The 14696-nt window shown below is 70.4% G+C and carries 3 protein-coding genes; all 3 read left to right on the plus strand.

Annotated features, from left to right (window positions below; genetic code table 11):
• The first annotated feature begins 9 nt into the window (after positions 1-9).
• The 3 genes from MBR110_RS26920 to MBR110_RS26930 are packed head-to-tail and all read left to right on the plus strand — an operon-like array spanning position 10 to position 14638.
• The gene (locus tag MBR110_RS26920) at positions 10-1626 is read left to right on the plus strand and encodes an MBL fold metallo-hydrolase (RefSeq protein ID WP_034193896.1); all 1617 of its coding nucleotides are present in this window, start codon (positions 10-12) and stop codon (positions 1624-1626) included.
• The gene (locus tag MBR110_RS26925) at positions 1614-5537 is read left to right on the plus strand and encodes a non-ribosomal peptide synthetase (RefSeq protein ID WP_181709787.1); all 3924 of its coding nucleotides are present in this window, start codon (positions 1614-1616) and stop codon (positions 5535-5537) included. Before MBR110_RS26920 ends, MBR110_RS26925 begins: the two co-directional genes overlap by 13 nt.
• 38 nt (positions 5538-5575) lie before the next feature.
• Complete coding sequence (locus MBR110_RS26930; RefSeq protein ID WP_258570018.1) at positions 5576-14638, plus strand: non-ribosomal peptide synthetase; 9063 nt, start codon at positions 5576-5578, stop codon at positions 14636-14638.
• Positions 14639-14696: the final 58 nt, after the last annotated feature.

A 14696-nucleotide genomic window follows, 5' to 3' on the forward strand; every position in this document is an offset into this window, starting at 1 on the left:
GAGCCTTCGTTGACCATTTCGTCCAACACGCAGGTCTACCTGCGACAGAACATCCAGTTCGAACCGTTGATCAACAGCTGGTACGCGTGGTTCCACACGCTGCCGCCGCTGACCGCCGCGCTCAACGTGGCCGAGCGGTTCCTGCCGCTGCTGAAGTCGTACGCCGCATCGCCGCTGATGCACGCGGCCGCGTGCAAGGACCCCGCAATGCGCGGCGGCCCGTTCCTCGATCTGGACGGCAAGCGCGTCGACGAGATCCGCGCGCTGATCGAGCAGACCGAGCGCCGCGCGACCCGCCAGCTGGAGCTGGCGAAGGCCTACAAGGCGTTCTCCGCGCTGCTGCTGGACCAGGCGAAGGGAATGGCCTCGGACCCGCTCTATCGCGCGCTTCCCGACGTGTTGAAGGGTTACGTCGAGATCTATTACGACTTGAATCACAACCCGTCGTTCCGGATCTTCGAAAGCCTGCTGTACGCGAGCCCGTTTTATGCGCGCGATGCGCAGAGCATCGCGCTGTCGGCGATCGAGGAACACACGCCGCGGCCGTTCATCCTCAGCACGCCGCGGCTCGGCGACGAGCGCACGCTGTTCCGCGACATGGCGTTCGACGAGCCCGCGCTCGACGCGCTGTTCCGCATGCGCGAGACGCCCGCCAGCTACGCGAAGATCGTCGACCTGATGCGCGTGGAGGAACGCGACGAGCCGCTGTTCCGCTCGTTCTTCGTCGAGGAGGCGCCGGCGCCGAAGCCGGACCGCTCGTTCGACGGCGACGACATCCGGATCCGCTACTACGGCCATGCGTGCCTGCTGATCCAGAGCCGCGGCGTGAGCATCCTGATCGACCCGGCGATCAGCTACGGCTACGACACCGCGCTGCCGCGCTATACGTTCGCGGACCTGCCGGACCAGATCGACTACGTGCTCATCACGCACAGCCATCACGACCACATCGTGCTCGAAACGCTGCTGCAGCTTCGCCACAAGATCAAGACCGTGGTGGTCGGCAGGAACCTCGACGGCTTTCCGCAGGATCCGTCGCTGCAACTGGCGTTGCGCAAGCTCGGCTTCGCCGACGTGCTCGAAGTCCGCGACGCGCAGGAGATCCCGCTGCCCGGCGGCGCCATCACGGCCATTCCGTTCCTCGGCGAACACAACGACCTCGCGATCCAGAGCAAGCAGAGCTTCATGATCCGCTTCGGCTCGCGCTCGGCGCTGTGCATCGCCGATTCGTGCAACCTCGATCCGTGCCTCTACGAGCACGTGTTCCGGCTGGTCGGCAAGCCCGACACGCTGTTCGTCGGGATGGAGACCGAAGGCGCGCCGCCGTCGTGGGTCTACGGCCCGCTGTTTCCGCACGCGCTGCCGCGCGACATCGACCAGTCGCGCCGCGCGCGCGGCTGCCAGTTCGGCGAGGCCGCCGCACTGGTGGACGACTTCGCGTTCAACGCGGCGTACGTCTATGCGATGGGTCAGGAGCCGTGGCTGAACCATCTGCTCGACAACACCTTCGACGAAAACTCGCCCAGCCACGTCCAGTCCACGCAATTCGTCGCGCACTGCAAGGCCAAGGGCATCGCGTCGGAAATCCTGTACGGGACGAGGGAGATCGTGCTTTGTCAGAACTGAATCTCAATGCGCTGTCGACCAGCGGGCAATACCGGGAACACGCGGCGTTCTGGCGCGACGCGCTCGGCCGCAGCGCCGAGGACTTCCGGCTGCAGCAGGCGTGGCAAGCCTATGCGCTGCCGCTCGGCCCCGCGCCGGAACTGACGTACGCGCTCGACGGCGACGCGTCGCTCACGCTCGACAAGCTCGCCGCCGGCAACGAGCTCGGCGCGTTCGTCGTGCTGCTGGCTGCGCTGTTCCGCGTGCTGGCCCGTTACGGCGACACGTCCGCGGCCTTCGTCGAGACCCCGGGCCTCGTCGCCGCGCCCGCACGCGATCTGACCGATCCGCTGCCGCTGTTCGACGCGATCGAGCCCGGCCCGACGGTTCGCGCGTATCTGAACCAGCTGCGCGACACGGTGCAGCGCAGCTATTCGTATCAGGATTTTCCGGTGGCCGCGCTCGCGCACCAGCTGCACGGCGAACGGCGCACGACCAACGTCGGCGTGCGCTTCGACGGGCTTCACGAAGCGTGGGCGGCGGCGGACTACGACCTGTCGATCGAGATCAGACGCCGCGCGGGCTACGAGATCGTGCTGACGGGCCGGCCAACGGTGTTCACGCTGCACTATCTGCGGCACCTCGCACGCCATCTGGGCAACGTCGTGGCCGGCTTCGGCGCGCTGGACGCGCCGCTCGACACCGTGTCGCTGCTCGACGACGCCGAGCGCGCGCGCCTGCGTGCGCATGCGGCGTCCGTCGCAGTCCGGGGCACCTTCCTCGAGCAGTTCGCGCAGCGGGTCGCCGCCGCGCCGGACAGCATCGCCGTCGCGAGCGCCGAGGCGGCGCTGACCTATGCCGAACTCGACGACCAGGCGTCCCGGCTCGCGCAGTTCCTGCGCGCCGAATACGCGATCGAACGCGGCGACGTGGTGGGCGTCGTGGCCGACCGTTCGGTCCGCTGGATCGTCGGTCTGCTCGGCGCGCTGAAGGCCGGCGCGGTCTATCTGCCGCTGGACCCGGAGTTTCCGCCGGAGCGGCTGCGCTTCATGATCGACGACGCGAAGGTCAAAGCGCTGCTGACGCAATCGGAACACCTGTCCCTGCTCGCCGACTTCTGGGCGATTCCGATGTTCGCGCTCGACTTCCAGCTCGACACGCTCGAGCCCGCACCGGAACCGGCGCAGGCCGACGTGCGGCCCGACGATGCGGCGTACGTCATCTACACGTCCGGCTCGACGGGCGTACCGAAGGGCGTCGTGCTCGAACACGCCGGGCTGCTGAACATGGCGCGGTACCACGTGGACGCGTTCGGCTTCGACGCTGACGACCGCTTCGTCCAGTTCTACTCGCCCGGGTTCGACGGCTCGATCATGGAGATCTTCGTCACGCTGCTCGCGGGCGCGCGTCTGGTGCTGGCGAAACCGAGCGTGATCCGCGACGTGCCGCGTTTCGTCGAATACGTCGCGCAGCAGGGCGTCACCACCATCAACGCGACGCCAGCCTATCTCGCCGCGCTCGACTGGCGCGCGCTCGACACCGTGAAACGCGTGATCAGCGCGGGCGACGCCGCGCGCGCGGCCGAGCTGCGCGAGCTGGCGCGTACCCGCATCTGCCACAACTCGTACGGCCCCACCGAGGCGACCGTCTGTATCGCCGACTACGTGGTCGATCCCGCGATCGCGTACGGCAGCCGTCTGCCGGTCGGCCGCCCGATCAGCAATACGCACCTGTACCTGCTCGACGAGCACGGCGCGCTCGCGCCCGACGGCTGCACGGGCGAGGTCTGCGTGTCGGGCGTCGCGCTGGCGCGCGGCTATCTCGGCCGCGACGACCTGACGGCCGCCGCATTCGTCGCGCATCCGTTCGAACCCGGCGAGCGCCTGTATCGCACCGGCGACCTCGGCGTGTGGCTGCCGGACGGCAACCTGGAAATCACCGGCCGCCGCGACACGCAGGTGAAAATCCGCGGCTACCGCATCGAGATCGGCGAGATCGAAGCGGCGCTGCGGCAGCATCCCGACGTCGCGGACGCGATCGTGTTCGTGCGCGAGGACGCCGCGCAGCACAAGCAGCTGATGGCCTGCGTCGCCCCGGCGACGGCGAGCGCCGCGAGCCTGCGCGAGCACTTGAGGGCACATCTGCCCGCCTTCATGGTGCCCGCGTCGATCGTGGCGCTGGAACGCCTGCCCGTGACGCCGAACGGCAAGCCCGATCGCAACGCACTTGCCGCGCTCGACGCGCTGGACGCCTCGCCGGGGCCGGCCGACGCCGCGTACGCCGCGCCGACCAACGACGTCGAAGCGCGGCTGGGCAGGATCTGGTCGGATGTACTCGGCCGCGCGCCGATCGGCGTGCACGACAATTTCTTCGAGCTGGGCGGCGACTCGATCCTGCTCATCCAGGTGATGTCGCTCGCGCAGCAGGTCGGCCTCAAATTCACCGCCGACCAGTTCTTCGCGCATCCGACCATTGCGGGCCTCGCGCAGGTCGTCGTCGATGCGCCGCCGCTGCGCGCCGCGCAGGAGCCGGTGGTCGGGCCGGCGCCGCTGACGCCGATCCAGCACTGGTTCTTCGCGCAGGAGGTGGCCGACCCGCACCACTACAACCAGTCGACGATGATCGAAGTGCCGGCGACGTTGCGGCCCGACGTACTGCAACGCGCGCTGACGGCCGTCGCGACGCATCACGACGCGCTTCGGCTCGGCTTCGAGTGCGTCGCCGGCGCGTGGCGGCAAACGCACGCGGCGGCGCCGCTCGCGATTCCGCTCGGCGTCACGTCGCTGGTCGGCGCGCCGGCCGCCGCCCGCCACGCCGCAATGCTCGACACGGCCACGCACATGCAGCAGGGCTTCGCGCTGTCGTCGCCGCCGCTGCTGCGCGCGCATCTGTTCCAGTTCGAACCGGACGCGCCGCAACGCCTGCTCGTCGTCGCTCACCATCTGGTCATCGACGGCGTGTCGTGGCGCGTGCTGTTCGAGGATCTGTACACGGCGTGCCGACAGCTCGACGCCGGCGAAGCGGTGGCGCTGCCGCCGAAGACGACGTCGTGGCTCGACTGGTCGACCCGCGTCGCCGCGCTCGGCGCACAGGGGCTCGACGGGCTCGACTACTGGCTGCAGCGGAACGTCGACGCGCTGGCGTGCTTCGACGACATGCCGGTCGGCACCGTCGCCGACGCCGGCACGGCCGTCGTCGAGCTCGATCCGCAGCACACGCTCGCGCTGTTGCAGGACGTGCCGCGCGCGTTCAACACACAGGTGAACGAAGTCCTGCTGACGGCCCTGCTGCTCGCGTTCGGCGACTGGGCCGGCACCGCGTCGCTGGTCGTCGATCTCGAAGGCCACGGCCGCGAGGCGCTGTTCGACGGCGTCGACACGTCGCGCACGATCGGCTGGTTCACCGCGCACTATCCGGTGTACCTCGACGCCGGCGACGCGACCGGGGCCGTCGAGGCGCTGCGCGCCGTCAAGGAGCAGCTGCGCGCCGTGCCGCTGCGCGGGCTGCCCTACGGCATCGCGCGCTACCTCGGCCGCGACCCGCGCGTCGCGGCCGCGCTGGAGCGGCAGCCGCCGGCGCCGGTGCGCTTCAACTATCTCGGTCAGGTCGATCGCGTGCTGGGCGACGACACCGGCTGGAAGCCGGTGCTCGATTTCCAGAGCCCCGAACACAGCCCGCGCGCACGGCGCGGCCATCTGTTCGAAATCGACGGGATGGTGTTCGACGGGCGCCTGCGCCTCACCTGGCACTACAACGGCGCGAGCTGCGCGCCGGACGTCGTCGAGCGGCTCACGCAGTGCTACCGCAGCCGCCTGCTGTCGATCGTCGCGGCCGCCCGCGACGGACAGCACGGGCTCAGCCCGTCGGACTTTCCGGCTGCGCGCATCAGCCAGGACGCGCTGGACGCCCTCGTCTCAAGGATCAAATCGTGACATCCCCGACCATCGCCGATATCTACGAGCTCTCCCCGATGCAGGCGGCGATGCTGTTTCATGCCGTGCACGCGCCCGGCTCGCGAAGCAGCTTCAACCAGCTCAGTTGCCGGATCGCCGGCAGCCTCGATCCTGCGTCGTTTCATGCCGCATGGCAGCAGCTCGTCGATCGGCATCCGGTGCTGCGCACGTCGTTCCATTGGGAGGAAGTCGACAAGCCGATGCAGGTCGTGCATGCGCACGCCACGCTGCCGTGGGTGCAGGACGACTGGCGCGAGGTGCCGGAGCGCGAACAGCGCGCGCGCTGGAGCGCGCATCTCGAGGCGGATCTGGCCGAGGGCTTCGCGCTCGATCGCGCGCCGCTCGTGCGCTGCCGCCTGGTGCGCATCGCCGACGATGCCCATCTGTTCAGCTGGAGCCACCATCACATCCTCGCCGACGGCTGGTGCCTGTCGCTCGTCATCGAGGAGATCTTCCACGTCTACGGTGCGCTGCTGCGCGGCGCGCCGCCCGCGCTCGCGCCGGTGCGCCCGTATCGCGACTATATCCAGTTGCTTCAGCAGGGCGATCCGCAGGCCGCGCAGCAATACTGGAAGCGCTATCTGGAAGGGTTCCGCTCGCCTACCCCGCTGCCGAACGCGGCGCGCGCCGGCGCGAGCGAGCGCTTCGGCCAGGGTCTCGCACAGGTGCAGGCCGACCTGTCGGCCGATCTCAGTGCGCGCTTGCGGCAGTTCGCGGCGCGTCATCACATCACGCTGAACACGCTCGCGCAGGCGGCCTGGGCGCTCGTGCTGTCGCGTTACAGCGGCGAGACCGACGTGGTGTTCGGCGCGGTCGTGTCGGGGCGCGGCGTCAATCTGCCGGGCATCGAGACCATGCTCGGCCTGTTCATCAACACGGTGCCGGTGCGCGTGCGCGTCGATCCGCGGCAGCCGCTGGTGCCGTGGCTGAAGATGATCCAGGCCCGTGTGGCCGCCCGCGCGCCGTTCGAGCACACGCCGCTGCCCGACATCCAGCGCTGCAGCGACGTGCCGGCGGCGACGCCGCTGTTCGAGAGCAACGTCACGTTCATGAACTACCCGCTCGACGCGTCGCTCACGCACGGCGCGCACGGGCTGGCCGTCGACGAGGTGCAGCTCTACAACCGCGCCGACATTCCGCTCGAGTTCGTGGTGACGGCCCGCGACGACTGGAAGATGGAGCTGTCGTTCGACCCGCGTCGCTTCGACGAAGACGCGATGCAGCGCATGCTCGGCCACGTGGCCGCGACGCTCGACGCGTTCGCGGCCGATCCGGGCCGGCTGCTCGGCCGCGTGCCGATCCTGCCCGACGCCGAACGGCATCGGTTGCAGGACGTGTTCAACGACACCGCCGTGCCGTTCGACGCCGCGCGCACCGTGGTGCACCGTCTGGAGCAGGCGGCCGCCGAGCATCCCGAGCGGCCGATGGTCGAGTACCGCGACGGCGTGCTGAGCGCCGCCGAACTGAACGCCCGCGCGAACCGCACCGCGCGCATCCTGCTGGCCGCCGCCGAGCTCGGGCCCGACACGCTGGTCGCGATCTGCATGCAGCGGTCGGCGCGACTGATGGAGGCGATCCTCGCCGTCTGGAAATGCGGCGCCGCGTACGTGCCGATCGACCCCGACTATCCGGCGGCCCGCATCCGCACCATCCTCGAAGACTCCGGCGCGGCGCTGGTGATCACCTGCGACGGCCTCCTTCCGCCTGAGCTGACCGCAATCGCGCCGGTCGTGTCGCTCGACGCGGACGGCGGCGACGTCGATGCCGACGACAGCAACCTCGGCCGCCCGGTGTCGCCCGACGGCCTCGCCTACGTGATCTACACGTCCGGCTCGACCGGCAAGCCGAAAGGCGCGATGGTCGAACACGCCGGCATGCTGAACCACATGCTCGCCGAGATCGACGCGCTGTCGATCACGGCGTCGTCGGTGATTGCCCAGACGGCGCCGCATTGCTTCGACATTTCGGTCTGGCAGTTCTTCACGGCGCCGCTCGTCGGCGGCAGGACCCTGATCGTCGACGACGACTGCATCCGCGATCCCGCGCGTTTCGTCGACTATCTGGAAGCCGCCCGCGTCAGCATCCTGGAACTGGTGCCGTCGTATCTGTCGGCCGTGCTCGACCGCGCGTCGGAACGGCCGGCGTCGATGCGGCATCTGCAGGAACTGCTCGTCACGGGCGAGATGGTGAGCCCCGCGCTGGTGAAACGGTGGTTCGACCTGTTCCCGGACATCGCGCTGTCGAACGCGTACGGCCCGGCCGAAGCGTCGGACGACGTCGCGCAGCACCGCATGACCGGTGCGCCGGCCACGCCGTACGTGCCGGTCGGCAAGCCGCTGCGCAACGTGCGCCTGTACGTCGTCGACGCCCAGATGAACCTGTGCCCGATCGGGATCCCCGGCGAAGTGTGCGTATCGGGCGTCGCGGTCGGGCGCGGCTATCTGAACGACGAAGCCGCCACGCGCGAGGTGTTCGTCGAGGACCCGTTCCATCCGCAGCGCGGCGTGCGCCTGTACCGCACGCGCGACATCGGCAGCTATCTGCCCGACGGCACGCTGGTGCTGCACGGCCGCAGCGACCACCAGCTGAAGATCCGCGGCTACCGGATCGAGCTCGGGGAGATCGACAACGCGCTGGCCGCGATTCCGGAGATCCGCCAGGCGGCCGCGCTCGACTATCGCGACGAGAACGGTCGCGCCGCGCTGTGCGCGTATGTCGCGTTCCGCGACGGCGCGTCGCTCGGCGACGCCGAGATCGCCGCGGCGCTGTCCGCCACGCTGCCGGCCTACATGGTTCCCGGCGTCTACGTGGTGCTCGACGCGCTGCCGCTCAGCGGCAACGGCAAGATCGACCGCAAGGCGCTGCCCGCGCCGGACCGGTCGCGGCGGTCCGCCGTCGCCGACGCGCCGACGCCGCCCCGCACGCGCACCGAGACGCTGCTGTGCGGCATCTGGGCCGAAGCGCTCGGCATCGCCTCGCCCGGCATCCACGACAACTTCTTCGCGCTCGGCGGCGATTCGATCCTCAGCATGCGCATCGTGTCGCTGGCGGCCCGGGCCGGCCTGAAGATCACGACGCGGCTGGTGTTCCAGCATCCGACCGTCGCCGAGCTCGCCGCCGTGGCCACGCTCGGCACAGCGGCCGCCGCGCAGTTCGTCGCGTCGTCCGGCCCGCTGCCGCTGACGCCGATCCAGCAGCGCTTCTTCGCGCAGCGCAAGACCGATGCGGATCAGTACAACCAGGCCGTGCTGCTCGACGTGCCGGCGGACCTCGACCCGCAGCTGCTGCGTCAGGCGCTGCGGCACGCGGTGCGATGGCACGACGCGCTGCGGCTGCGCTTTCGCGCGGGCGAAGCCGGCTGGCTTCAGGAAGTCGTCGACGATCAGGAGGTGCCGGTCGGCGTGTTCGACGTTGCGCGCGACGAGCTCGCGCAGCACGTCGCGCAGTCGCATGCGAGCCTGAATCTCGCGCACGGCCCCGTCGTGCGTGCGGATCTGCTGCGCCTCGATGGCGGCCGCTCGCTGCGTCTGCTGCTGATTGCCCATCATCTGGTCGTCGACGGCGTGTCGTGGGGCGCGCTGCTCGAAACCGTGTACGACGCCTATACGCGGCTGCGCAACGGCAAGGCGCTGGAATTCGCCGGCGGCAGCGCGACCTGGACCGCATGGACGCAGGCGATATCGGCGTGGGCCGGCTCCGGCGCCGCCGACGCCGATCTCGCCCATTGGCAGGCCGTCGCGCGCGGCGCGCAGCCGGGGCTGCCGGTCGATCGCGCCGCGCCGGCCGACGCCAATACCGTGTCGTCCGCCGAGACGATCGTCGTCGAACTCGGCGAGGCCGCCACCGCGGCGTTGCTCGGCGCCGCGCCGCGCGCCTACGACGCGCAGATCAACGACCTGCTGCTGGCGGCGCTCGCGCGCGCGGTCGGCGACTGGAGCGGCTGCGCCGACGTGCTGGTCGATCTCGAAGCGCACGGGCGCGAGGAGCTGATCGACGCGCTCGACATCTCGCGCACGGTGGGCTGGTTCACGTCGATCTTCCCGGTCGTGCTGAGCGCCGATGCCGGTGTGCGCGATCCGGCGCGGCTGGTTGCGTCGGTCAAGGCGCGACTGCGTGCGGTGCCGAATGGCGGCATCGGCTGCGGCCTGCTGCAGGGCCGCCTCGACGGCCCGCTGCCGCAGCCGGCGCTGCTGTTCAACTACCTGGGCCAGACCGACCAGCTGTTCGCCGCCGCACGCGACTGGCAGCCGGCCGCGGAGCCGAGCGGCGACGGCCGCCATCCGGACCAGCTGCGCGAGCACCTGCTCGACGTGAACGCGTACGTCGCGGGCAATCGCCTGCACGTTGCATGGGAATTCAGCCGCGCATGCCACGACGCCGAGACGATTCGGCGCGTCGCGCATGCGTACGTCGCGGCGCTCGAGGCGCTGGTCGCCGCGCATGCCGCGTCGCCCGCGCTGTCGGCGCCGGCAGCGCTCGCCGCCGACGAGATCGCCGACGTCTACGCGCTGACGCCGACCCAGCAGGGCATGCTGTTCCACGGCCTGTACGAACCCGAGTCGGATGCGTACTTCAGCAGCCTGAATTTCCGGATCGACGGCGCACTCGACGTCGCACGCTTCCGCCGCGCGTGGGAGACGGTGGCGCAGCGGCACGACATCCTGCGAACCTCGTTTCACTGGGAAGAAACCGAAAGTCCCGTGCAGGTCGTGCATCGCCGGATCGACTTGCCGTGGCACGACGAGGATCTGCGCGCGGCATCCGCCGCGGACGCGCAACGGCGCTGGGACGCCTACGTGGCGCAGGACCGGGCGCGCGGCTTCGACTTCACGCAGGCGCCGCTGTTCCGCCTCGCGCTGTTCCGCCTCGGCGATCAGGCATGGCGGTTCCACTGGAGCCATCACCACATCCTGCTCGACGGGTGGAGCTCGGCGCGGCTGCTGAGCGAAGTGGCCGCCGCGTATCAGGCAGCGGCCGACGTCACGCCGCCGCCCGCCTTCGGCGATTACGTGCGCTGGCTCGCAAGTCAGGACACCGCTGCCGCCGAACGCTTCTGGCAGGCGAAACTGGCCGATTTCCCGGCGACCACGCCGCTCGTACTGGGCCAGCCGGAACTCGACGGCACGGCCGCGCCGGGCGCCTATGTCGAAGAGCCGTTGCTGCTGTCGGAGCACGACACGCAGCGGCTGGTCGCGTTCGCGCGAGCCAGCCGGATCACCCTCAACACCCTCGCGCAGGGCGCGTGGGCGCAGTTGCTGAGCCGCTACAGCGGCGAAGCGGACGTCGTGTTCGGCACGATCGTGTCCGGTCGCCCGGCGTCGCTGCCGGCGTCGGACGAGATGGTCGGGCTGTTCATCAACACGCTGCCGGTGCGGGTGCAAATCGACGCGCGTCCGACCTCCGCATGGCTCGCCCAGCTGCAGGCGGATCTCGCGCAACAGGACGAATATGCGCACCATCCGCTCGCCGACATCCAGAAATTCGCCGGCCTGCCGCCCGGCGTGCCGCTGTTCGAAAGCCTGCTGATCTTCCAGAACTATCCGGTCGAGGAGGCGCTGGCCGATGCGCTGCCGGGCCTGCGGATCGGCGCATTCGACGTGTCCGATCCGAACAACTACCCGCTCACGCTGGTCGTGACGCCGGGCAAGCGCCTGTCGCTGCAGGCGCTGTACGACGACGGGCGGTTCGATCGCGACACGATCGTGCGGCTGCTGCGCCATGTCGAAAAGCTGCTCGTCGGCCTGGCCGGCGCGCAGGATCGCCCGAACCGCAGCATCCCGCTCCTCGCCGCCGCCGAGCGCGACGCGCTCCTGCACGGCTGGAACGATACCGGCGCGCCCGTTCCGGCCGACCGCACGCTGCCGGAACTGATCGAGGCCATCGCAGCCGCCCACCCGGAGCGGATTGCGGTGCGCTGCGGCACGGAGGTGCGCACCTACGGCGAGCTGGTCGAACGCGCGGACCGGATCGCCGCCTGTCTGATGCAGGCCGCGCCGCTGCGCGCGGACGACCGGATCGCCGTGTGGATGCCGCGCTCGCCGCTGATGCTCGAGACGATCCTCGCCATCTGGAAATGCGGCGCGGCATACGTGCCGGTCGATCCGGCCTATCCGGCCCAGCGCGTCGAGACGATCCTGACGCTGGCGCGCCCTTCGATCATCGTCGGCGCCGACCGTCGGCCGCCGGTCGCGCTCGCGTCGGTGCCGCTCGTCGACCCCGCGCATGCCGCGCACCGCGACGGCGACGGCGACGCGCCGCCGCGCACGCCGCGCGCCGGCCCGGCGGACCTCGCCTACGTGATCTTCACGTCGGGTTCGACCGGGCAGCCGAAGGGCGCGATGGTCGAGCATCGCGGCATGCTCAATCACGTGCTCGCGATGGCGCGCCGAGTCGGGCTCGGCGCGCACGGCGCGGTGGCGCAGACCGCGTCGCACTGCTCCGACATTTCGGTGTGGCAATGCTTCGCGGCGCTGGCGTCGGGCGGCACGACGGTGATCTATCCCGACGACGTCGTTCTCGAGCCCGCGCGCCTGATCGACTGCCTCCGTCGCGACCGCATCACGGCGATGCAGTTCGTCCCGTCGTATCTCGCGACCTTCGTCGAGGAACTGGAACAGCACGCCGAGCCGGCCTTCCCTGACCTCGACACGCTGCTGACGATCGGCGAAACCTTGCAGCCGGCCACCGCGCAGGCGTGGTTCCGGCTGAATCCTGCCGTGCGGCTCATCAACGCGTATGGCCCGACCGAAGCGTCGGACTCCGTCGCGCACTACGCCATGACGCACGCGCCGGCGCTGCCGGCCATCCCGATCGGCCGGCCGATCGAGCACCTGCGGCTCTACGTCGTGGACGCCGACATGAATCCGTGCCCGGTCGGCGTCAAGGGCGAAATCTGCATCGGCGGCGTGGGCGTCGGGCGCGGCTATCTGTTCGACGAAGCGCGCACGCAGGCGGTGTTCCGCGACGATCCGTTCAGCCCGGAACCCGGCGCACGCCTGTATCGCACCGGCGATATCGGCTGCTTCGGGGCCGACGGCAATCTCCACTTCTTCGGCCGCCGCGACTTCCAGGTCAAGATCCGCGGCTACCGGATCGAGCTCGGCGAAATCGAAGCCGCGCTGACCGGCCTCGCCGGCATCTCGAACGCGGTCGTCGTCGCGCGCGACACGCAGGACGCGGGCAAGACGCTGTGCGCGTACGCAGCGTATGCGGCCGGCGCGGCGAGTGCATCGGGTGCATCGGACGCCGGCTGGACGCCCCAGCGCGTGCGCGACGCGCTGCGGGAGCAATTGCCCGCGCACATGGTGCCCGACGCGGTGGTGCTGCTGCCGGCCCTGCCGGTGATGCCGAACGGCAAGATCAACCGCGCGGCGCTGCCGCTGCCGGAAGCCGCTGCGGCGCCGGCCGGCGCGCCCGCCGACGCGCAGACGCCGGTGGAAGCGGCGCTGCTGCGGATCTTCGCCGACGTGCTCGGCCACCGGCCGGCCGGCGTCGACGACGACTTCTTCGAGCATGGCGGCCAAAGCCTGAAGGCGATCCAGATGGTCAGCCGGATCCGCCGCGAACTGAAACTGAACGTCGCGGTGGCCGACATCTTCCATGCGCCGTCGCCGCGCGCCCTCGCGCGCAAGCTCGCCTCGTCGCCCGCGGGCGACGCCGCCGACGACGCGCTCATCCCGGCACTCGCCGCACGAGCGTCGTATCCGGTATCCCGCGCGCAGAAGCGCATCTGGCTCGCGAGCCGCAGCGCGGCCCCGTCGACCTACAACATGTCAGGCGCGCTGCAGCTGGACGGCGCCGTCGACACCGCGCGCCTCGTCGCCGCGTTCGACCGGCTGGTCGATCGCCACGAGAGCCTGCGCACGGTGTTAGCGATGAGCGAAGGCGAGCTGCGCCAACGCATCCTGAGCCGCGACGCGTCCGGGTTCCGCGTCGAGCACGCGACGCTCGCGGCCGACGCCGGGCCGGACGCGATCGATGCGCTGATTCGCGCGGAAAGCGAGCAGCCGTTCGATCTCGCCACGGGGCCGCTGCTGCGCGTCAAGCTGGTGAGGCTGTCGCCGACCCGGCACCTGCTCCTGCTGAACATGCACCACGTGATCTCCGATGCGTGGTCGATCCGCGTGCTGACCGACGATCTGCAGGCGCTGTACGACGGGCGCGCGCTGCCGCCGCTGTCGATCCAGTACCGCGACTACGCCGCGTGGCACAACGCGAGCGTCGCCGGCCCGCGCGCGGCCGCGCATCGCGCGTACTGGCTCCAGCAACTGGCGCCGCCGCTGCCGCGCCTGCAACTGGCGGCGGATTTTCCGCGGCCCGAACGGCTCGGCCATGCGGGGCAGACGCTCGAAGTCGCGCTGTCGCAGCCCCAGGCGGACGGCCTCGCGGCCCTCGCCCGCGCGCACCACACGTCGCTCTACACGGTGCTGCTCGCGTCGTTCTGCGTGTTGATGCACCGCTACACGGGGCGCGAGGACATCGTCATCGGCAGCGTGTCCGCGGGACGCGACCGCGAGCAGCTCGAGCCGCAGATCGGCCCGTACCTGAACACCGTCGTGCTGCGCGTTCCGGTACGCAACACCGCGACCGTCGCCGACGTGATCGACGCCGTCGCGCAGGCGTCGACGCAGGCGCTCGAGCACGCGTCCTATCCGTTCGACGCGCTGCTCGACGATCTGAAAATCCGCACGCCGGCCAACCATTCGCCGGTCTTCGACATTCAGGCGAACCACGTGTCGATGCCGGCGCCGCAGTCCGGCCTGCGCATCACCGACGTTTCGCCGCCCGACACGACCGCGAAGTTCGATCTGTCGTTCCAGGTCGTCGAAAGCGCGGGCACGCACCTGATCCAGTTCATCTACAACACGCACGTGTTCCGCGCCGCGACCATCGCCGCGATGCGCGACCGGCTGCTCGCGATCCACGACGCGTTCCGTCGCGATCCGGCCATGCCGATCGATCGCATCGCGCTCTCCTCTGATGCGCCCGCGGGCGGCGAGCGCGTGCGGGTCGGCCTGCGCCTGAAGCGCACGGCCGCGCCCGCGGTCACGGCCGACGCCGCGATCGAGGAGAAGACCTGATGCGCGCCGTCCGTGGCGACCGCGGCGCGCGTCATGCGCGCGGCCGCGGGTCGTTCCA

Origin of the sequence: Burkholderia sp. MBR-1, assembly GCF_013822785.1 — a bacterium.
Lineage (GTDB): Bacteria > Pseudomonadota > Gammaproteobacteria > Burkholderiales > Burkholderiaceae > Burkholderia > Burkholderia vietnamiensis.